The sequence below is a fragment of the Sphingomonas sp. S2M10 genome (assembly GCF_012650175.1).
GTDB lineage: Bacteria > Pseudomonadota > Alphaproteobacteria > Sphingomonadales > Sphingomonadaceae > Sphingomonas.
Genome location: NZ_JAAILI010000086.1, coordinates 72,921 through 93,401, shown reverse-complemented (window position 1 = coordinate 93,401; position 20,481 = coordinate 72,921). Strand labels below are relative to the sequence as shown.

Below are 20,481 nucleotides of genomic sequence, written 5' to 3'. Positions count from 1 at the left end.
TCGTTTCGCTGCGCTGCAAAAGGATGCTATGCGAGCCGAGCCATTGCAATCCGAACAACGACTATGGGGGAGTCCGGGGTGAGCGTCGTCAATATTGCGATCATCGGCTGCGGCTTTGTCGCCGATTTCTACATGGACACCATTCGCGCGCGCACCGGCGTGCAGGTCGTGCGCGCGTTCGACATCGAACCCGCCCACGCTGCCCGGTTCAGCGACTATTGGAAGATCCCCACGGTCACCGATCGCGAAGCGTTTTTCGACGGTCTCCAGGCGGACGTGATCCTGAACCTCACTCCGCCGGACGAACATTACAAGGTGTCGCGCGACTGCATCGAGCGCGGCTTCGACGTCTGGTCCGAAAAGCCGCTGGCGATGAAGATCGAGGACATTGAATCGCTCCGCGATCTCGCAACCGAGAAGGGCGTCTCGCTGGGCTCGGCGCCGTGCAACCATCTGAGCGAGGCGCTGGACGCCGTGCGCGAGACGATCGAGGCGGGCAGCATCGGCCAGCCGATCCTCACCTATGCCGAGATGGACGACAATTTCGTCGGCAAGTCGCCCTACCGCACCTGGAAGAGCGTTTCCGGCGCCCCCTGGCCGGCCGAGGACGAATTCGAGGTCGGCTGCACGCTGGAACATGCCGGCTATTGCCTCAGCTGGCTGATCGCGCTGTTCGGCTCGGTGACCGAGGTGCACGCCTTCTCCTCGCTGATCGCCCCCGGCAAGCCGACCCTGCACAAGCCCGAGGCGCCCGATTATTCGGTGACCAGCCTGCGCTTCGAGAACGGCATGGTCGCGCGCCTCACCTGCGGCATCGTCGCGCCGCGCGACCATGTCTTCCGCATCTTCGGGCAGGAAGGCGAACTCACCGCCGACGACGTCTGGTATTACGGCACGCCGATCTCCTTCCGCCGCTGGCTGAAGGTGCGCCGCCGCTTCATGCTCTCGCCCTTCCCGGTCAAGGTGAAGTCGCGCAAGCCCGCCTTCCCGATCCCGGAGGGCAGCGTGGCGCAGATGGACTATGTCCGCGGCGCGATCGAAATGGTCGAGGCGAAGCGCGAAGGGCGCCCGTCGCGCGTCCCGCTCGACTTCTGCGTCCACTTCAACGAAGTCTCGCTGGCGATCGACGCCAGCAAGTCGCGCACCGATGTGTACCATGTGAAGAGCCGGTGCACGAGCATCCCGCCGCTCCAGGCGAGCCCGACCGTCGACCAGAACCGCCTGGGCTTTTTCGAGCGCCGCGTGGTGCCGCTGCTCGCGCGCATCTGATGCGCTGGGGCATTGTCGGCACCGGGGCCATCGCGGCGCATTTCGCGCTGGCCCTGACGCGCGTGCCGGGCGCGATCCGGAGCGCGGTCGCCTCGCGTCGCGAGGAGACCGGGGCGGCCTTCGCCCGCGCCTTCGGGTTCGGCGCGGTTGCCGACAGTGCCGCGGCGCTGGCGGCACGGGACGATGTCGACATCGTCTATGTCGCGACGCCGAACCAAGCCCATGTCGCGGATTGCCTTGCCGTGATCGCGGCGGGCAAGTCGGTGCTGTGCGAGAAGCCGCTCGCCACCACCGCAGCCGATGCGCGCCGGATCGTGGACGCGGCCCGCGCGGCCGGGGTGTTCGCGATGGAAGGTCTGTGGTCGCTGTGCACGCCGGCCTGGCAGGCGGCGCTGGCTGATGTCGCCGACGGTCGCATCGGGCGTCTGGAGATGTTCCAGGCGAGCTTCGCCGTCGCGCAGGCCCCGGCGACGATGCCGCGGCTGTTCGAGGCAGCGGCCGGTGGCGGCGCGCTGCTCGATCGCGGTGTCTATCTGCTGGCGCTGGCCCAGGCCGCGCTGGGCGATCTGACCCTGGTGCAGGCGCAGGGGCGCAAGGCTGCGGACGGAACCGACCTGGATGCCGCCCTGCTGCTGCGCAATGCCGACGGCGCCCATGCAATGCTCGACGCCGCGATCGATCGGCTCGGCGCCAACATGGCGGTGCTTTCTGGCAGCCATGGGCGGATCGTCGCGTCGGAGCCGGTCAATGCGCCGCGCAGCATCACCACCAGCCGCCGCGACCCGGCCGCTGCCTTCCATCGCCCGACGGGGATGCCCGGTCTGAAGGCGCGCCTGCTTGGCGGCGTGAAATCCAATCGTCGCATACGCCAGCTGCACGCCGCCTTCGGCGGCGGGACACGCTGGTTCACCAATGGACTGGAAGACGAGATCGTGGAAGTGGAACGCTGCGTGGCCGCCGGCCTGCGGGAAAGCCCGCTGGTGCCGCTGGAACGGTCGGTGCGCACGCTGGAACTGATCGATCAGGCACGGGCGCTTCTCTGACCGGACGGCGGGCTCGGCAGCACCTTCGCCACCGGCCCGCACGCCGCGGCTCAGAAGGTGTAGGCGAGCCCGACCGCGCCGTACCATTGGTTGCGCGACCCCGCGATCCGCACCACCGGCGAATCGGCTGCCTCGTCCAGCATGCGCCGATAGGCCACGCCGCCCACCGCCGACAGGCCGTGCGTCAGATCGCCGGTGAGCGAGACATTGCCCATCGCGCCCAGCGTCCAGTCCTTCCAGCCCTTGCGCGCATTGTAGACCGGCAGGCCGCTGCGGGCGCTGCCGCCGGGCGTCACCCCGAAATAGGTCTGGGCATAGCCGTTACCCATGTAGTTGGCCGACAGATTCAGCAGCACATAGGCCTTGCGGCTGAGCGGGGTGCCATAGTTGATCGACGGCGACACCAGATAGCTTTTGTGCACCGTGCCGACATCGTGGGTGTAGGAAACACCCACCGTCAACTTGTCATAGTCGCTGGTGATCAGCCCCTGCTTACCGACGCCGACGAAGCCGCCGGCCTCGATCGCAGTTTTCACCTTGCCGAGCGCGGCGACCTGCACGTCATCGATGCGCGAGGTGCGGTTGAGATTGAGGTTTACCACCGGGCCGGCCTGGAAGTCCCAACCAGGCCCACTATTGTCTGCGATGAGATCGGCCCAAGCGCGGCCGCCGAGCAGCGCGAAGTTGATGCCCGAGACGCGGCCGCGAACTGCCGGCGCAGCAGTGATCACGCTCTTGTCCGACCCGTCATAGCTCGGCACCACGGCAGCACCGACGCCGACCATCACGGTGTCGCGGGTCAGGTCGGGCGGGGAATCCGGCGCTTCCTGCTGGGCGAAGGCCGGCGCAGCGGCGAACAGCGGGAGCGAGAAAAGGGCGGCGCTCGCCGCGGTACGCAGGAATAACATCAGGCACTCCGGAACAGGATCGAAGGATCAGCACCCCGGAACGCCTGCACGCCCGCGCAGTTCCTAAAGCAGATAGCGCAGCTTCACCTCCTGCCGGTCGCTGCCCCCCTGCAGCGGAAATTGCGCGGCGGAGAAGCGCGGCGGCCCGAAGCCGATTACCGGGTTGCGCGAGAAGCCGAAGCCTTCGCGCGGGATGCCCATGAAGGTGTCGAGCTTGCCGTTGCCGTTCGCGTCGTGAATCACCGCCACGGCATAGTCGCCAGGGGCGAGGCCGCTGAGCCGCAGGGTGCCGTCGGCGGCGGGAATGGTCCGCTTGATCGCGCCGTGCCCGTCGCGGCAATCCGGAAACTGACTGGCGGCCGGCGCGAGGCAGATCTGCAGCAGCCCCCGGGTCGAGCGCAGCTTGGTGAAATCAAGCTCCAGGGTCGCGAGCGGCGCGGCGCTGGTCAGCAGCGGCAACGCGACCAGCGCGAGCCCGGCCCGCTGCAGGATCGAACCGCCCCAACCCCTGGTCCGTCCCGCACAGCCGGTCCCAGAACCGGAAATATAGTCCATAGTTGCACCCATACCGCTCGTGATGGCGCTGGTGATGACTCGCTGTGATCAGCCACGCGCCCAAAGGCCCCCGCCACATCCAGGCTGGGAAGATTTCCCACCCCATGTGATTGGTCACACCCATAACCGTCATGATCGTCAGGACCAAGCCGAGCGCGCCGACATGAATGGGAATCACGAAGACCAGCAGCGGTATCACGATCGCCCCCGACAGCGCCTCGCCCCAGTGGAAGCTCATCGCCGCCCAGGCGGTGGGCGGGCGGCTGGCATGGTGGACGGCGTGGTAGCGGCGGAAAAGCGCCGGCACGTGCATCGCCCGGTGCGTCCAATAGAACCAGGTGTCGTGGAGGAACAGGTACAGGAATACCGAGACCGGCAGGTACCAGAGTGGATAGGCGTGGACATCGGCATAGATCCGCGTCCAGCCTTGCGTCTTCCAGCCCCAGGCGACGATGCCGGCGGGGATGCCATAGACCGCCGCAGAGGCGAGGCTCCAACCGATCTCCCTGCGGATCTGCGAATCGAGACCCGCATAGAGGCCGGGGTGCCGTAGCCGGGTCGCCAGCGCGAAACCCGCCGAGGCTGCGACATAGCGCACCCCCACGATCACGGTCATGGCGATCGCGGAAGCGAAGATGGCGAGGGCGATGTCCATGTCTCCTGCTGCTACGCCTTCGCGGGCAGCGCGGCAATCCAGAGCGAACCGACCGGCCGCGGCCGCCGCCACAGATCCGGGGATAGCGGCGCCTCGGCACTCGTAGTTCTACGAAGATGCCTGGTAATAGAGCGTAATAGCGTCGCGCTTAGGGTGCCCGACCCAGAGAATACAAGGACGGGTCGGGAGAGTTTACCATGAAGTTGCGTTACTGGTTGCTCGCTTTCTGCTCCAGCGGGATGGTGCAGACCGCCTTCGCACAGTCCACTCCGGACGCGCCCAAGCCTTCTACTGCGCAAGTGCCGGAGAAGGAGGTCTTCTCCACGGGCGTTGCCAAGGGTCGCGACCGGCTCGACAGCGCGACGTCGACCAGCGCCTATCGTGCCAGCGAATTCGAGAAGCTTGGGCCGCGCCCGCTCGGCGACATTCTGCGCACCATGCCCGGCCTGCGCGTGGAGAGCGGCATCGGCGAGGGCAACGCCAACTACACGGTCCGCGGTCTGCCGCTGGCGGCGGGCGGATCGAAATACATGCAGTTCCAGGAAGACGGACTGCCGGTGCTCGAGTTCGGCGACTTCTTCAACATCGCCGCCGACGTCTTCATGCGGGCGGACTTCAATGTCGCCGCGATCGAATCGATCCGCGGCGGCTCGGGCTCGACCTTCTCGTCCAATGCGCCCGGCGGCGTGATCAACCTTATTTCGAAGACGGGCGAAGTCGCCGGCGGCGCGGTCCGTCTGACGACCGGCGTGGACTATGGCGAGAAGCGCCTCGACTTCGACTATGGCAGCCCGCTGGGCGGCGGCTGGCGCTTCCATGTCGGCGGCTATTATCGCTCGGGGGAAGGGCCGCGGGACATCGGCTTCACCGGCTTCAAGGGCGGGCAGGTCCGCCTGAACGTGACCAAGCAGTTCGCCAACGGCTATGTGCGCCTGCACGGCAAGTGGCTGGACGATCGCTCGCCCACCTTCGCGCCCTATGCGATCCGCATCACCGGCACCAACGACAATCCCGTCATCGGCGACGTGCCCGGGTTCGACATCCGTCGCGATTCGACGCTGTCTCCCTATATCGGCCCGGTGATCACGCTGGACGGCGAGAACAAGCTGCAGCGCTTCCCCGTCGCCAACGGCATGCACCCCACCTCCAAGTCGATCGGGCTGGAGGCGCAGTTCGATATCGGCGGCTTCACGCTGTCGAACCGCACGCGCTATGCGAAGAACAGCGGTGACTTCAATCGCGCCTTCCCCTCCAGCATCACCACGGTCGCGGCACTCGCCGCCTCCCAGGGGGGCGCCGGCGCTACCGCGCGCTACGCGACCGGCCCCAATGCCGGCCAGCTCATTTCCACCACCACGCCGATCAACGGCAACGGTCTGCTGATGTTCTCCTACATCTCGCAGACCCGCGCCCGGTCCCTCGACAATTTCACCAATGATTTCCGCGCGACGCGCGTGTGGAAGCTGGGCCGCGGCGACCTGACCGTCACCGGGGGCCTCTACAAGGCGAACCAGCAGCTGCACACCCAGTGGCTCCACACCGCGATCAACACCGATGTCGCGGGCGGCGGGCGAACGGCGATGGTCGACATCTTCAACGCGGCCGGGGTGGCGCAGACGCTGGGCGGCTATTACGCGTTCAGCCGCAACGGCAGCAAGTTCCGCCGCATCTTCGACGTCTCCTACGACATTCTCGCGCCGTACGGGTCCGTCAATTACCATGTCGGCAAGATCTCGATCGGCGGCAGCGTCCGCTATGATCGCGGGCGGGTGCGCGGGCAGCTGTTCGGCGCCGATCTGGGCGGCAACCGCAACGGCGTGGTCCGCTACGACGTCAATGGTGACGGCGTGATCTCGCCCGCGGAGACCCGCGTCGCCTTCCTGCCGCTCGATGCGCCGGCGCCGGTGAACTATGATTACGGCTATTGGAGCTATTCGAGCGGCATCAACTACCGCGTCGCCGAGCCGTTCTCGGTGTTCGCGCGCTACAGCCGCGGTGCCCGCGCCAATGCCGACAAGATCTTGTTCACGCCCGCGGTGAGCGCCACCACCGGCGGGGTGCCCGATCCGACCGACAAATATGACGAGGTTCGCCAGCTCGAGGGCGGCTTCAAGTTCCGCAAGGCCGGCGCGACGCTCAACGTCACCGCCTTCCGCGCGACGGCGGACGACCATAACGTCCTCAACGGATCGGCCAACCAGACGATTCGCAGCTATCGCGCCACCGGCGTGGAGATGGAGGGCGGCTATCGCCACGGCATCTTCAGCATCACCGCCGGCGCCACCTATACCAAGGCGAAGATCACCCGGGACAAGCTCGATGCCGCGCTGACCGGCAAGGAACCGCGCCACCAGCCGACCTGGACGCTGGAGGCGACGCCGCAGATCGAACTGCGCCAGGCAACGCTGGGCGCCAATGTCGTGACCATCACTGGGAGCTACGCGCAGGACAGCAACCTCCTGCGCATGCCAGGGTTCACGGTGGTCAACGCCTTCGCGCTGATCCGGCCGATCCGCAACGTGGAGCTGATGGTCAACGCCAGCAACCTGTTCGACCAGCGCGGCTTCTTTGAATTCAACCAGAGCGAGGTGCCGGCGAACGGCATCGGCTGGGGCCGCTCGGTCAATGGCCGGACGGTGTCGGTTTCGGCGAAATACAGCTTCTGACGCACCGGTGAAGGAGGCGCCGGCCGGGCCGGCGCCTCCCTGCCCGCGGTCAGGCGAGCGCGCGCTTTCCCGCGCGGCGACGCAGCGCCGCGCCGGCGAGGCCGAAGCCGCCGATCAGCATCGCCCAGGCGGCCGGCTCGGGCACCGCGCTCGGCGCCAGCGTGGCGGTAAGCGTCAGGTCGTCGATCGCCAGGCCATGGTCCGAACCGCCGACGTCGCGATCGGTCCAGCGGATCGCGAAGCCGCTGCCGTCGGCGATCTGCAGGTTGGCGATCGTGGCGCTGATGGCCTTGCGATTGCTTGCGTCATTGCCGACCAGCGCGCTGCTCGCGCTGCCCGAGCCGGTGCCGTTCTTGATGCTGGCGAAGTCGAGCGCGTCAAACGCCGTCCAGGTGCCGTTGGTCAGCGACGTAGCGTTCAGCGAATATTCGAAGTCGAGCGTATCGCTGCGCGCAGTGCCCAGGCGCCACTGCTCGCCGAAATAATCGAGCGTGATCGACTGAATCGCGCTGCCCAGCATGTTCGTGAAGAAGGCGCCGAACAGGATCGGAGTCGCGTTGCTTGAAGTCACGCTGCCGAGCGCGCGCTCGCTGCCGGAACCGAAGGCATAAGCCGTACCGGCATTGGCATTGGTCGTCGCATAGGCGTCGTCCCTGCCCGCGGTGTTGCCGCCAGTCTCGTCAAGCTTCCAGCCGGTCGGCAGCGCGTCGCTGGTGCCGCTGGTCGCCAGCGTGTTGAAATCCTGCGTGTAGGTCTTGGTCGACAGCGCGACCTGGGCCTGCGCGACGGGCGCGCCGATCAGCGTGGCGACGGCAAGAGCCGCGCCAAAAAGCTTATTCTGCATTGCTTTGGTTCCCCTACTTCACAAACCGCGAGCGCGGTTGCCTTGGCGTAAGGCGGAAGTGTGCAAGCCGTGTGACGATAGTTAAAAGAAAATGAACGGCTTGGCCTGCGCCGGAGCGCCCGCCGCCCGCGACCGTTTCGATGCCTGCCCCTCAATGGCGGGGTTCCCACACCCCCGGGCTTGGGCTAGGCGACGGCCATGCCTTCAACCATCAGTTGTGACGTCGCCATTGTCGGCGGCGGCCTTGCCGGCGGGCTTATCGCGCTGGCAATCCGGAAGAAGAAACCCGATTGCACCGTCCGGCTGATCGAAGGCTCGGCGCGGATCGGCGGCAATCACCTCTGGTCGTTCTTCGCCGACGATATTGCACCCGAGCATCGCTGGCTGGCCGCGCCGCTGATCTGCCATGGCTGGAACGGCTATGACGTCGCCTTCCCGGCGCATAGCCGTACGCTGCCCGGCCGCTATTACTCGGTCGAGTCGGAGCATTTCGATCGCGTGGTGCGCGAAGCGCTGGGGCCGAAGGGCCTGCTGCTCGGTCGCGAGGCGGCGGACATCACTCCCAACGCCGTGGCGCTCGCCGACGGCGATCTGGTCGAGGCCGAAGGCGTGATCGATTGCCGCGGCGTCGGCGATACCAGCGCGCTCCAGCTCGGCTGGCAGAAATTCCACGGCGCCGAACTCGCGCTCGCCGCGCTCAACACGGTGCCGCGACCGCTGATCATGGACGCGACCGTGCCGCAGATCGACGGCTATCGCTTCGTCTATTGCCTGCCGTTCAGCCCGACGCGGATGTTCGTCGAGGATACCTATTACAGCGACACGCCGTCGCTCGACATCCTCGCCACGGGCGACCGGATCGAGGCCTATGCCGATGCGGCAGGCTGGCAGGTCGATCGCGTGCTGCGCGAGGAAGTAGGCAGTCTGCCCGTCGCGATGGGGGGCGACCATAGCGCCTATTGGGCCGCCGGCGGGCGCGGCATTGCCAAGGCGGGAATGAAGGCCGGGCTGTTCCACCCCATGACCGGCTATTCCTTCCCCGACGCAATCCGTACCGCCGCAGTCATCGCCGAGGCCAAGGACTATTCGGGCGAGGCGCTGCACCAAATGCTATATGGCTATTCGCGCGGGCTATGGCGCAAGCGCGGCTTCTATCGCATGCTCGCCGCGATGTTGTTCAAGGCGGCCGAACCCGAGGAGCGCTATCGCGTGCTGGAACGATTTTACCGTCTGGATGCAGGATTGATCCAGCGCTTCTACGCCGCGCAGTCGACCTGGGGAGACCGCCTTCGCGTGCTCTCGGGCAAGCCGCCGGTGCCGATCGGCCGCGCCCTCTCCGCGATCTGGAACCGCTGATGCGCCGCGCAGTCGTGATCGGCGCCGGGTTCGGCGGGCTCGCCCTTGCCATCCGCCTTCAGTCGGCCGGGGTGGATACCACCGTCATCGAGGCGCGCGATAAGCCCGGCGGCCGCGCCTATTATTGGGAGCGCGACGGCTTCACCTTCGACGGCGGCCCGACCGTGATCACCGATCCGGATGCGCTCAAGGAGCTGTGGCGCCTGTCGGGCCACGATATTTCGGAAGACGTGACGCTCAAGCCCGTCACGCCCTTCTACCGCCTGTCCTGGCCGGACGGGACGACCTTCGACTATACCAATGACGATGGTGTGCTGGCGGGCGAGATCGCCAAGCTCGATGCCAGCGACATCGCCGGCTATCGTCGCTTCCTCGATTATTCCGAGCGGGTCTATCAGGAAGGCTATGTGAAGCTGGGCGCCAAGGCGTTCCTCGACTTCAAGTCGATGCTGAAGGCGGCGCCTGCGCTGATGCAGAACCAGGCCTGGCGATCGGTCTATTCGGTCGTCGCCGGTTATGTGAAGAACGAGAAGCTGCGCGAGGCGCTGTCGTTCCACACGCTGCTCGTCGGCGGCAACCCGATGGCGACCAGCAGCATCTACGCGTTGATCCACAAGCTGGAGCGCGACGGCGGCGTCTGGTGGGCCGAGGGCGGCACCAACCGGCTGATCGCGGGCATGGTCACGCACTTCGAGCGGCTGGGGGGCATGGTGCGGATCGGCGATCCGGTCGACGAGATCCTGACGCTGGGCGACCGTGTCGTCGGCGTGCGCACGCACAGCGGCTTTGAGGTCGAAGTGGATGCGGTGGCGAGCAACGCCGACATCGTTCACAGCTATCGCGACCTGCTGCGCAACTCGCGCAGCGCACGGCGGACGACCAGCCGGCTGGTCAACAAGCGGTTTTCGCCCTCGCTGTTCGTGGTGCATTTCGGACTGCGTGGCACCTTCCCGAACATCCCGCACCACATGATCCTGTTCGGGCCGCGCTATAAGGGCCTGCTCGACGACATCTACACCAACGGCGTGGTGAGCGAGGACTTTTCGCTCTATCTCCACCATCCCAGCGCCTCGGACCCGAGCATGGCGCCGGAGGGCCATTCGACCTTCTACGCGCTGGCGCCGGTGCCCCATCTGGGCAAGTTCCCGGCAGACTGGAACGAGGTGGGGCCGATTCTCGAAGCGCGGATTCTCGCCGAGGTGCAGCGCCGGCTAATCCCGGATCTGGCCGAGCGCATCGTCACCAAGTTCCACTATGCGCCGACCGATTTCCGCGACGATCTGGCGGCGCATCACGGATCGGGCTTCAGCCTGGAGCCGATCCTCACGCAGAGCGCCTGGTTCCGCGTGCACAATCGTGACGATGCAATTTCGAACCTGTATTTCGTCGGCGCGGGCACGCATCCGGGCGCGGGCATCCCCGGCGTGGTGGGGAGTGCCAAGGCGACGGCAGAGCTGATGCTGGGCGAGATGGCCTGAATGGGCTTTAGCCCCTCCCCTTCAGGGGAGGGGTTGGGGTGGGGCCGTGTCTCGCAGAGACCAAGCTGCGTTCTGGAATCCCTCCACCCCCAAACCCCTCCTCCAAGGAGGAGGGGCTTAAGATCAGGGCTCTCCCTCCCCGCCGAAACACGCTATCAGCCCCGCCACAGGAGCATCAAATGAAGCGTATCGCTGTCTATTGCGGCTCGGCCAGCCCGGCCGATCCCGTCTATATCGAAGCCGCCCGCGCCCTCGGCCGCACGCTCGCCGAGCGCGGCATCGGCGTTGTCTATGGCGGCGGCCGGCTGGGACTGATGGGCGCGGTGGCCGATGCGGCGCTCGAGGCCGGCGGCGAAGTGATCGGCGTTATTCCCACCCTGCTGGTCAATGCCGAGGTCGCGCATCGCGGGCTTACCGCCCTCGAAGTCTGCGAGACGATGCACGAGCGCAAGGCGCGCTTCACCGAACTGGCCGACGGCTTCGTCAACCTGCCCGGCGGCACCGGCACGATGGACGAATTGTGGGAAGCGATGAGCTGGGCGCAGCTCGGCTATCACCAGGATCCGATCGGCCTGCTCAACATCGCCGGCTATTACGACAAGCTGGTCGAATTCTGGGAGCATATGGGAACGGTAGGCTTCGTCCGCCCGCAGCATCAGAGCCTGCTCCTCGTCGACACCACGATCGACGGGCTGCTCGCCAAGATGGCCGCGGCCCAGCCGGTGGTACCGATCGCCCAGTTACGGCGCGAGCAGCTGTAATGCGCTATCCCGGCCGCGACGCGATCGTCGCGACCGCGGGCGAATCGATCGCTCGCGGCTCGCGCAGCTTCGCCGCCGCGAGCAAGCTGTTCGATCGCGAGACCCGCGAGCGCGCCTGGCTGCTCTACGCCTGGTGCCGCCGCTGCGACGATATCGCAGACGGGCAGGATCATGGCCATGGCATGACGATCGTCGAGGATCCGCAGGCGCGGCTGGCCGAGATACGCGAACGCACGGCGGCCGCGCTTGCCGGCGAATGGGTCGGCGACGCGGCGTTCGACGCGCTGCGGATCGTCGCCGCGGAAACCCGCATGCCGCACCGCTTCGCCTGGGACCTGATCGACGGCTTCGCGCTCGATGCCGAAGGCTGGCGGCCGCAAAGCGAGGACGATCTGCTGCGCTACTGCTACCATGTGGCGGGCGTGGTCGGCTGCATGATGGCGGTGGTGATGGGCGTCGCGCCCGAGGACGAGGCGGTGCTCGACCGCGCTTGCGATCTGGGCCTCGCCTTCCAGCTTGCCAACATCGCCCGCGACATCGGCGAGGATGCGGCGGCCGGGCGCTGCTACCTGCCCGCCGATTGGCTGGCCGAAGTCGGGCTGACGCCGGCGAACCCGCTGGCAGACCCCGCTGCGCTCGCCATCCTCGGCACGCGGCTCGCCGATCGCGCGGAAGCCTATGAGATCAGCGCGCGCGGCGGCGCTGCTGCGCTGTCGTTCCGCTCGGCCTGGGCGGTGCTGGCGGCCGCAGACATCTATGGCGGCATTGCCCGCAAGGTCCGGACGCGCGGCGCCAAGGCCTGGGACAGCCGCACCACCACCTCGGGCGGCGAGAAGCTGGCGGCGATCACCCGGGCCTGGGGCGCAGCCCGCAAGCGCGCGCCCAGCCCACGCCCCGCAGGCCTGTGGACGCGCCCGCGCTGAGGCGCCGCCCTACCCCCCGTTCAGCGCATTGATCGCCGCATGCACGCGTGCCTCGATCTCCCGGCGGGGCAGGCCGGCGGGAATCGGCTCGCCGAAACGGAAGACGATCTCGCCCTTGTGCATCAGCCCCTTGCGCGGCCAAACGCGGCCGCTCCGCACCGCGACCGGCACCACCGGCAAGTCGAGCGCCCGGTAGAGCCCGGCAAAGCCCGAGCGCAGCGGCGGCGCCTCGCCGGGCGGTACCCGGGTGCCCTCCGGGAAGATCAGCACCGAGCGCCCGGTCGCCCGCGCCTTTTTTGCCGCACGCATCATCGAGCGCAGCGCCGCCGCATTGGCCGCGCGATCGACCACGATGGTGCCGTAGCGCTGCGCCGCCCAGCCCCAGAGCGGAATGCGGGTCAGCTCGCGCTTCATCACCGTCGCCGGAGCGCGCAGCATCCGGGTCAGCTCCAGCGCCTCGAAATAGCTTTCATGCTTGCCGGCGAACAGCATCTGCCCCTCCGGCACATGGCCTTCGATGCGAAGCCGTGCGCCGATGATCGTCCGCACCAGCCATTGCAGCTGCCACGCCCAGCAATTGGCATGTGCGCGCAACACGCGCGTCCCGAACAACGCCGCGACCGGAGCCAGCGACACCATCACGATCGACATGGCGTAGAAGAAAATCCGGAAAACCCACGTCCGCAGTGCGTCCATCAATCGACCCCCAGCAGGAGCGCCCCCCGGCGCACCAGATATTTGTGATATTCGCGCAGCAGCATCCGCCAGCCGGGGCGGCTCGGCACCCCGTCGCCGAGGATCGTCACGCCCTGCAGCACGTGGTGCAACTCCAGCCGCGCCCGTGCCATGTGCCAGTCGGAGGTGACCAGCCGGACGCTGCGATAGCCATGTTCGTGTACCCATCGCCCGGTCTCGTCGGCATTGGAGCGGGTATCCACCGCCTCGTGGCCGAGATCGACGCAGCAGCGGAACAGCGCGCGATCGGCGGGGAATTGCGCCGCCAGTTCGCGCGGCCGCACATCGGGGTTCACCCCGCTAACGAGCATCCGCCGCGCATCCTCGCGACGCAGCGCGTCGAGCCCGCGCTGGATTCGTCCCGGCCCGCCGGTCAGCACCACCACCGCATCGGTGCGATGCGCGCCGAGCGGTCGCCCCAGGTTGAACAGGAACAGCGCAAAGCCCACCGCCCAGGCCAGGGAGAGCAGGACGAGGAGGAAGAAGAAACGCCGGATCACAGCTTGCGCCCCAGCGTGTGCAGCACGGTCAGCCGCGTCGCCACGGTCGCGAGCAGCGCGAAGCCGATCGGCAGCAGCAGCAGCAGCGTCCAGTCGACGGCCGCCAGCGTCGCTCCGCCCAGCACCTCGGACCCGGTGAGCGCCAGCTTGGTCTGGAACAACGCCACCAGCGCCAGCGCCGCCAGCGTGCCGATCACGCCGCCGAGCAGCGTATCGCGCGCGATCCGGCGCTGGAGCAGGCGCGCCACCTGGCGATCGGTCGATCCGAGCATGTGCAGCACGTCGATGGTATCGCGATGCGTGTCCAGCCCCGCGCGCGCGACGAGCAGCGCGACGCCCGCCGTGGCCGCCGCGATCACCAGCACCAGCCCGATCGCCACCCAGAACAGCGCGGCCAGCAGCCCGCGCACCGGCGACAGCCAGCGCGCGCTGCCGTCCACCCGCGCGGCGGGTGCCACCCGGCGCGCGGCGGCCGCCACCTGCGCCGCCACGCCGGGCCCGGCAGTCACGTCGATCAGCACCGGCATCGGCAGCTCCGGATCGAGCCCGGCATCGCCCAGCCAGGGCTTGAGCAGCGCAGCCAGCTTGGCACGGTCCGCTTCCCGAACGCGGGTCACACCCGGCACCTTGCCGATCGCCGTGACCAGCGCCTTTGCCCGCGCATCCCGCACGCCCGCATCGGGCTCGACCAGCTGCACGGTCAACTGCCCGGCGAGTTGCCGGTCGATCCCGCCCGCCGAGCGGGCCACGCCCAGTCCCAGCGCACCGGACAGCACGGTCAGGAACAGCATGATCGCCATGATCCCCGCCATCACCCAGCTGCGCTGCCCCTCGCCGAGAAGGCGCAGATCGATCGCGGCGCGCTGCCGGAAGCCGTTCATGCGCCCCCCGGCGGATGGCGGAGCAGGCCGCTGGGATCGACCAGCCGCCCCTTTTCGACCCGCATCAGCTGCGCGCGCGGAATGCGGCCGATCAGGTGCAGGTCGTGCGTCGCGACGACGATGGTGGTGCCAAGCCGATTGAGCGCCTCGAACAGATGCAGCAGCCGTTCGGCCATGTCGGCATCGACGTTGCCGGTCGGTTCGTCGGCGACGAGGATCTCGGGCCGGGCGATCACCGCGCGGGCGATGGCGATGCGCTGCTGCTCGCCGCCCGAAAGCGTCGGCGGCTTGGCGGTGACACGCGCGCTCAGCCCCACCCATGCCAGCATTTCGAGCACCGGCGCCTCGATCTCGCTCTCGCGCACGCCCGCCACGCGCAGCGGCAACGCAACATTGTCATAGGCGGAAAGCTGGGGGAGCAGGCGGAAGTCCTGGAACACCACGCCGATGCGGCGGCGAAAGCCCGGCAGCCGGTGCCGCGGCAGCGCGCCCGCATCCTCGCCGAACAGCCGCACCGCGCCGCGTGTCGGCCGCTGGGCGAGATAGAGCAGCTTGAGCAGCGAGGTCTTGCCGGCGCCGCTCGGCCCCGTGAGGAAATGGAAGCCGCCGGCCGCCAGCGTGAAGCTCACGTCCGACAGCGTCTCCGGTCCGGTCCCATAGCGCAGGCCGACATTCTCGAAGTGCACGATGTTGCCCATGCGCCGTGCGGCCCGGCCTCCTGTTCGCGGTGATACCGGTCCGCCATCGCACAGGCCCCGATATGGCTCAAGCCGCCGCCCGTCCCAAGCCGCTTGCTGGCCCGAATCGGCCCCGCTAGACTCGCCCGTCCGTCGCGTCTCGGGCGGGTACCAGGGGGTTTGGGCATGATCTTGGAGTGCAGCCAGTGCGGGTCGCGCTACGAAGTACCGGATTCGGCGATCGGCCCCGACGGGCGGACGGTCCGCTGCGCGAACTGCAAGCATAGCTGGTTCCAGTCGGGCGCACCGCTCGAACGCACCGCGACCGCGCCCGCTCCAGCAGCCGCACCTGAGCCGGAACCCGAAGCCGCGCCGCTCCCGCCACGCAGCTTCGCCATGGCCGAGCCGGCGCCGGAGCCGGATCCGCAGCCGGAATATGACCCCTTCGACGAGCCTGCGCCGAAAAAACGCAGCGGCATCCGCTGGACGATCGCCGCGCTGGTCGCGCTCGTATCGGTGGTGCTGGGCGCCGCCGCGCTGCTCTACTGGAAGGCGCCGCAGGTGCTGACGCAGCTCGGCCTGCCGATCGGCACGAACAACGCGTTGGTGTTCAGCGAAAAGAATGTCGCGCTGCAGGCGCGTACCGACGGCAGCAAGCTGTTCATCGTCTCCGGCAAGGTGCTCAACGACACCGGCGCAGCACAGCACGTGCCTGACATCCGCATCCAGCTGCTCGATGCCGAGCGCCACGAAGTCTATAGCTGGCGGATTACCCCACCGCTCCGCACGCTCGCCCCGCAGGCCGGATTCGAGTTCAACGGCGCCAAGGTCGACGTGCCGAGCGGCGCCAAATCGGTGAAGCTCAGCTTCGTGAGCGAACTCGACGGGTGACGACGCGCAGACGCGCGCCGTCGAGCAGCGCCGCCGCGACCATCCCCAGGCCCGAGGCGAGCACCAGCGCCTGCGCACCCCACCCCGCCTGAACCAGCCACAGGCCCAGTCCGCCGGTCACCACGAAAAAGGCCAGGATGCCGTTGATGCCGGCCGCCACCTGGTCGCCGAGCGAGCGCAGCGCATAGACGAACACCACCTGCACCCCGTCGAACAGGATGAACGGGGCCCAGAGCAGCAGCATCGTCGCGGCCAGCGCATGGACGTCGGCGGGCGCGGGGAAGCGCGCCACCACCAGCATCGGCATGAAGATGAGCGCCAGCGCCAGCAGGCCGGTCGCCAGCGCGGCCAGCCCGGCGGCGATGCCCGCGCGTGACCCCGCTGCCTGCGGCACGCCCTCGCCCACCGCGTTGCCGACGCGCACCCCCGCCGCCGATCCCAGGCCCAGCGCTACCGCGAAGGTGACGTTGTGGATCGAGAAGACGATCTGGAAGGCATGGGCGGTATTCTCGCCCAGCTGGGTCGACAAGGCGATCAGGATCGAGAAACCGACCAGTTCCAGCCCCGAGGCGATCGCCGGAACCATGCCGAACCGGGCCAGTGCCCAGGCGCCGCGCCAGGTCTCCGCCCGCCCCCAGTCGCCGAGCAGCCGCACCCCGCGTGCCTCGGCGCGGGGCAGCGTCCAGGCGGCGGCGAGCATGCCGATCGCGCCGAAGGCCGAGGCGATCGCGGTCGCCGCCGCCGCGCCGATCGCCCCCAGCGCGGGAAAGCCCCAGGCGCCGGTCGCCAGCAGCCAGGCGAGCAGACCGTTGATCGGCAGCACGGCCAGGTTGACCACGGTCACGCGCGCCGGCCGGCTCACCCCTTCAAGGAAAAAGCTCGTCGCGATGGTGACGAGCTGAAACGGATAGGCTAGCGCCATCACCTGCACCACCGGCGCCGTCGCCGACACCAGTTCGGGCGCAACACCCACGCCGGCAAGCAGCGGCGCTGCGAAACCCATCAGGATGGCCATGCTGGCCACGCCGAGCAGCAGGGCGAGCAACAGCCCTTCATGCAGCACCCGCCCGGTCTGCCGCAGATCGCCTGCGCCGTCGGCCCGCGAGACATGGACGAGGATGCCGGTGAGCGCCCCCAGCCCCATCACGATTCCCGGAAAGGTAATCGTTCGGCTCGCGCCGAGCGCGGCCACCTGGTGCGTACCGGCCAGGCCTACCACCACGACGTCGGTCACGTGCAGGATCGTCCAGTTCAGGCTGGTGAGCATCACCGGCCAGGCCAGCGCGAGGAGGCGGCGCGTTTCGGCGGCGAGCGGCGTAGCGACGGACATGGCGCGGGGCATAGGCGCAAGCGTCGCGCCAAGAAAGCTGCACATCATGGGTTGCCAGTCCCGATTCGCTTTGCTAGGGGCCGCTGCCTTACCAGCCGCTGGTATGAAAATGCCGGCGGAAATTCACGTGCGGTCGTGGCGGAACTGGTAGACGCGCAACGTTGAGGTCGTTGTGGCCGAAAGGCCGTGGAAGTTCGAGTCTTCTCGACCGCACCATGAATAAGACAAATGGGGGCTCCGGCCCCCATTTTCGCATCTGCGCAACGGACGCGACAATTTATCCGATAATCCGGCACAGTTTTGCGACATGTGCGTCGTACCCGATTGATGGACGAGCGGGCCTGCGGGCCCGCTTGTGATTCGAACAAGGGACGGAGCAACGATGAAGCGACTGGGGACCACCCTGGCAGGACTGTTGGCAGGCGTATCGCCGCTGGCGGCGCAGGCACAGACGGCGACGCCGGCGGCACAGTCGGGCGGTCGCCCCGCCCAGACTCAGCCCGCCGCACCAGCCCAGGAAGATCCCTATACCGACGAGATCGTCGTCACCGCCAGCGAGCCGCGCGGCGCGGTAAAGGGTGATATTCCGCCCGAGATCCAGCTCAACCAGGCCGATATCCGCGCCTATGCCGTTTCCTCGGTCGCCGACCTGCTGACCGAGCTTGCCCCGCAGACGGGCAGCGGGCGCGGCAGCGGCCGGCCGGTGGTGCTGCTCAACGGCCGCCGTATCTCCAGCTTCGCCGAAATCCGCGACCTGCCGACCGAGGCGATCGAGCGCGTCGACATCCTTCCCGAGGAGGTCGCGCTCAAGTTCGGCTATTCGGCCGACCAGCGCGTGGTGAACTTCGTGCTGCGCGAGCGCTTCCGCGCGCTGACCACCGAATTGCAGGGCGGCGCACCGACCGAGGGCGGCAACAGCACCCAGCAGGTCCAGGCCGATATCCTCAAGATCAATCGCGATCGCCGCGTCAATCTGGACGTGAAGTATCAGGGCAATTCGGCGCTGCTCGAAAGCGAGCGCAACGTACTGCCCACCTTCAACGACGGCAGCGGTGTCAACCAGGCGCCCTATCGCACATTGGTCGCCCCCAGCCAGGACCTCAACATCAACGGCAGCTATGCGCGCAACCTGAGCGAGAAGGTCGGCGCGACGGTCAACGGCACGCTTGAAGTGCAGCAGAGCGAGGCGCTGCGCGGGCTGGCCGTGTCGCAGACGGCGGCACCGCTCGCGCTTTCCGGCGATCCCAGCCCGCTGACCGCGAGCAGCCGCACGATCACCGCGCATCTCGGCACCACGCTCAACGGCGACGAGCTGCCGTTCAGCAACGCCTGGAGCTGGTCGCTGACCGGCAATTATGATCGCGTGGAGAGCAAGACGATCACCGATCGCGGCTTCGATTCGCTCGGTGCCGCGCGCCCGGCCGATCGCGGCAACTCGACGTCGAATGTCGGTGCGGTCGATGCGCTGCTCCGCGGGCCGCTGTTCAAGCTGCCGGCGGGCGACGTCTCCACCGCGCTGCGGATCGGCGGCAGCGTCAGCGGGTTTGACAGCACCGCGTTCCGCAACGGGCTGACAACCGACGCCTCGCTGTCGCGCAACATTGCCAGCACCCAGCTGAACATCGACCTGCCGATCGCCAGCCGCCGCCGCGACGTGCTCCAGCCGCTCGGTGACCTGACGATCAACGGCAACGTCGCCGTCCAGCATCTGTCGGATTTCGGCACGCTGACCACCACCGGCTACGGCGTGAACTGGTCGCCGTTCAAGCCGGTGCGGCTGCTCGCCTCCTGGACCGATGCCGAGGATGCGCCGACCACCACCCAGCTCGGCGGCCCGCTGATCACCAGCCCGAACACCCGCGTGTTCGATTATCGCACCGGCCAGACGGTGACGATCACCACGATCACCGGCGGCAACCCCGCGCTTCAGGCCGAGAAGCGCCATGTCATGAAGCTGGGGCTGGAACTTCGCCCGTCGGAGAAGACCGATCTGTCGATCCGCGCCGACTATGTGACGAGCCGCATCCGCAACGACATCGCCACCTTCCCTGCCGCCACGGCAGCCATCGAGGCGGCTTTCCCCGATCGCTTCGTCCGCGATCCCGATGGCGATCTGGTCAGCATCGACAATCGCGCGGTGAACTTCGCCGAGAACAACACCAAGCAGCTGCGCTGGGGCTTCAACCTTTCGATACCGATCAAGTCCTCGCTCGAGAAGAAGATCGCCGCGATGCGCGCCCAGCGCGAGAAGGAGCGCGCCGATGCGATCGCCGCGGGGAAGCCGCTGCCGGCGGAAGGCCAGGCACGGCTGTTCGGGCAGGGCCAGAACGGCCAGCGGCCGCCGGGGGGCGGCAGCCTGTTCGGCGCGCCGCCCGCACGGCCGGCGGGCGCGGCGCCGGGCGGCGGCGGCCCGGGTGGAGGCGGCGGGTTCCGCGGCCGTGGCGGACCCAACGGCGCGCTGGCCGGCCGGATGCAGTTCAGCCTCTACCATACCTGGTACTTCAAGAATCAGATCAAGATCCGGGACGGCGTGCCGATCCTCGACCTGCTGAACGGCGACGCGGCGGGCAATGCAGGCGGCCAGCCGGCGCACCAGATCGATGCGCAGGCGGGCATCACCAAGGACGGCGTGGGCGTGCGGCTCGGGTTCAAATGGCAGAGCAGCACCAGCGTCTTCACCGGGCTGAACAACACCAACCGCCTCGACTTCGGTGATCTGGGGACGTTCAACCTGCGCGTCTTCGCGGACCTCGGCCGCCAGATCAAGCTGGTGCGCGCCCATCCGTGGCTGCGCGGCACACGCGTTAGCCTGGGGGTTTCCAACATCCTCAACACCCGCCAGCGGGTGACCGACCAGACCGGCGCGGTGCCGCTCAACTACCAGCCGGATCTGCTCGATCCCACGGGTCGCGCGGTGACCCTCAGCATCCGCAAGCTGTTCTTCTGAGCGCGCGAGGCGCGGCGCCGGTTGCGCGCCGCGCCCGCCTGGCCCATCACCCGGTACAAACC

18 protein-coding genes and 1 tRNA gene are annotated in these 20,481 nt (G+C 68.1%); 10 read left to right on the top strand and 9 right to left on the bottom strand.

The window, feature by feature from the left end; all coding sequences use genetic code 11:
- Window positions 1-78: 78 nt before the first annotated feature.
- Both S2M10_RS21455 and S2M10_RS21450 read left to right on the top strand, forming a co-directional pair.
- Complete coding sequence (locus S2M10_RS21455) at window positions 79-1,269, top strand: Gfo/Idh/MocA family oxidoreductase (RefSeq protein ID WP_168847894.1); 1,191 nt, start codon at window positions 79-81, stop codon at window positions 1,267-1,269.
- The gene (locus S2M10_RS21450) at window positions 1,269-2,312 is read left to right on the top strand and encodes a Gfo/Idh/MocA family oxidoreductase (protein ID WP_168847893.1); all 1,044 of its coding nucleotides are present in this window, start codon (window positions 1,269-1,271) and stop codon (window positions 2,310-2,312) included. Before S2M10_RS21455 ends, S2M10_RS21450 begins: the two co-directional genes overlap by 1 nt.
- A 50-nt stretch (window positions 2,313-2,362) precedes the next feature.
- On the opposite strand, the gene S2M10_RS21445 is transcribed toward S2M10_RS21450, so the two are convergent.
- From S2M10_RS21445 to S2M10_RS21435, 3 genes are all read right to left on the bottom strand, one after another.
- The gene (locus tag S2M10_RS21445) at window positions 2,363-3,220 is read right to left on the bottom strand and encodes a MipA/OmpV family protein (RefSeq protein ID WP_168847892.1); all 858 of its coding nucleotides are present in this window, start codon (window positions 3,218-3,220) and stop codon (window positions 2,363-2,365) included.
- 63 nt (window positions 3,221-3,283) lie between these two features.
- Window positions 3,284-3,679, bottom strand: a complete 396-nt coding sequence (locus tag S2M10_RS21440; RefSeq protein WP_247650951.1) for a DUF2141 domain-containing protein — start codon at window positions 3,677-3,679, stop codon at window positions 3,284-3,286.
- Window positions 3,633-4,430 carry a sterol desaturase family protein gene (locus tag S2M10_RS21435; protein WP_168847891.1) on the bottom strand — a complete coding sequence of 266 codons (798 nt, stop codon included), beginning with the start codon at window positions 4,428-4,430 and terminating at the stop codon, window positions 3,633-3,635. The genes S2M10_RS21440 and S2M10_RS21435 overlap by 47 nt, the downstream gene beginning before the upstream one ends.
- A gap of 197 nt (window positions 4,431-4,627) precedes the next feature.
- On the opposite strand from S2M10_RS21435, the gene S2M10_RS21430 reads away from it, so the two are divergent.
- The gene (locus S2M10_RS21430; RefSeq protein ID WP_168847890.1) at window positions 4,628-7,096 is read left to right on the top strand and encodes a TonB-dependent receptor; all 2,469 of its coding nucleotides are present in this window, start codon (window positions 4,628-4,630) and stop codon (window positions 7,094-7,096) included.
- 49 nt (window positions 7,097-7,145) lie between these two features.
- Here S2M10_RS21430 and S2M10_RS22870 read toward each other — a convergent pair whose 3' ends face one another.
- Entirely contained in the window at window positions 7,146-7,940 is a 795-nt protein-coding gene (locus S2M10_RS22870) for a PEPxxWA-CTERM sorting domain-containing protein (RefSeq protein WP_168847889.1), read from the bottom strand.
- A 198-nt stretch (window positions 7,941-8,138) separates the two neighbouring features.
- Here S2M10_RS22870 and crtY point away from each other — a divergent pair, with 198 nt between their 5' ends.
- From crtY to S2M10_RS21405, 4 genes are all read left to right on the top strand, one after another.
- Window positions 8,139-9,296, top strand: a complete 1,158-nt coding sequence (gene crtY, locus S2M10_RS21420; protein ID WP_168847888.1) for a lycopene beta-cyclase CrtY — start codon at window positions 8,139-8,141, stop codon at window positions 9,294-9,296.
- Window positions 9,296-10,774: a phytoene desaturase gene (locus S2M10_RS21415; protein ID WP_168847887.1), complete on the top strand. Its 1,479-nt coding sequence runs from the start codon at window positions 9,296-9,298 to the stop codon at window positions 10,772-10,774. The genes crtY and S2M10_RS21415 overlap by 1 nt, the downstream gene beginning before the upstream one ends.
- A 179-nt stretch (window positions 10,775-10,953) precedes the next feature.
- Window positions 10,954-11,535 (top strand): TIGR00730 family Rossman fold protein, encoded by a 582-nt coding sequence (locus S2M10_RS21410; RefSeq protein ID WP_168847886.1) that lies wholly within the window; start codon window positions 10,954-10,956, stop codon window positions 11,533-11,535.
- Entirely contained in the window at window positions 11,535-12,458 is a 924-nt protein-coding gene (locus S2M10_RS21405) for a phytoene/squalene synthase family protein (protein WP_168847885.1), read from the top strand. Before S2M10_RS21410 ends, S2M10_RS21405 begins: the two co-directional genes overlap by 1 nt.
- 9 nt (window positions 12,459-12,467) lie before the next feature.
- Here S2M10_RS21405 and S2M10_RS21400 read toward each other — a convergent pair whose 3' ends face one another.
- Genes S2M10_RS21400 through ftsE form a run of 4 tightly spaced genes read right to left on the bottom strand, consistent with a single transcriptional unit; the run spans window position 12,468 to window position 15,272 of the window.
- Window positions 12,468-13,154 (bottom strand): lysophospholipid acyltransferase family protein, encoded by a 687-nt coding sequence (locus tag S2M10_RS21400; RefSeq protein WP_168847884.1) that lies wholly within the window; start codon window positions 13,152-13,154, stop codon window positions 12,468-12,470.
- A complete protein-coding gene (locus S2M10_RS21395; protein ID WP_168847883.1) occupies window positions 13,154-13,693 on the bottom strand; it encodes an ElyC/SanA/YdcF family protein in 540 nt (179 codons plus the stop codon). Before S2M10_RS21395 ends, S2M10_RS21400 begins: the two co-directional genes overlap by 1 nt.
- Window positions 13,690-14,574, bottom strand: a complete 885-nt coding sequence (locus S2M10_RS21390) for an FtsX-like permease family protein (protein ID WP_168847882.1) — start codon at window positions 14,572-14,574, stop codon at window positions 13,690-13,692. The genes S2M10_RS21395 and S2M10_RS21390 overlap by 4 nt, the downstream gene beginning before the upstream one ends.
- Entirely contained in the window at window positions 14,571-15,272 is a 702-nt protein-coding gene (gene ftsE / locus S2M10_RS21385; protein ID WP_168847881.1) for a cell division ATP-binding protein FtsE, read from the bottom strand. The genes S2M10_RS21390 and ftsE overlap by 4 nt, the downstream gene beginning before the upstream one ends.
- Window positions 15,273-15,437: 165 nt before the next feature.
- Here ftsE and S2M10_RS21380 point away from each other — a divergent pair, with 165 nt between their 5' ends.
- A complete protein-coding gene (locus tag S2M10_RS21380; protein WP_168847880.1) occupies window positions 15,438-16,142 on the top strand; it encodes a zinc-ribbon domain-containing protein in 705 nt (234 codons plus the stop codon).
- Here S2M10_RS21380 and S2M10_RS21375 read toward each other — a convergent pair.
- The gene (locus S2M10_RS21375; protein ID WP_168847879.1) at window positions 16,114-17,472 is read right to left on the bottom strand and encodes an MATE family efflux transporter; all 1,359 of its coding nucleotides are present in this window, start codon (window positions 17,470-17,472) and stop codon (window positions 16,114-16,116) included. The two genes, S2M10_RS21380 and S2M10_RS21375, sit on opposite strands and share 29 nt — an antisense overlap.
- Window positions 17,473-17,601: 129 nt before the next feature.
- Between S2M10_RS21375 and S2M10_RS21370 the strand changes: the two genes are divergently transcribed.
- Window positions 17,602-17,688 (top strand) — tRNA-Leu (locus S2M10_RS21370).
- A 166-nt stretch (window positions 17,689-17,854) separates the two neighbouring features.
- Window positions 17,855-20,419: a TonB-dependent receptor gene (locus tag S2M10_RS21365; RefSeq protein ID WP_168847878.1), complete on the top strand. Its 2,565-nt coding sequence runs from the start codon at window positions 17,855-17,857 to the stop codon at window positions 20,417-20,419.
- Window positions 20,420-20,481: the final 62 nt, after the last annotated feature.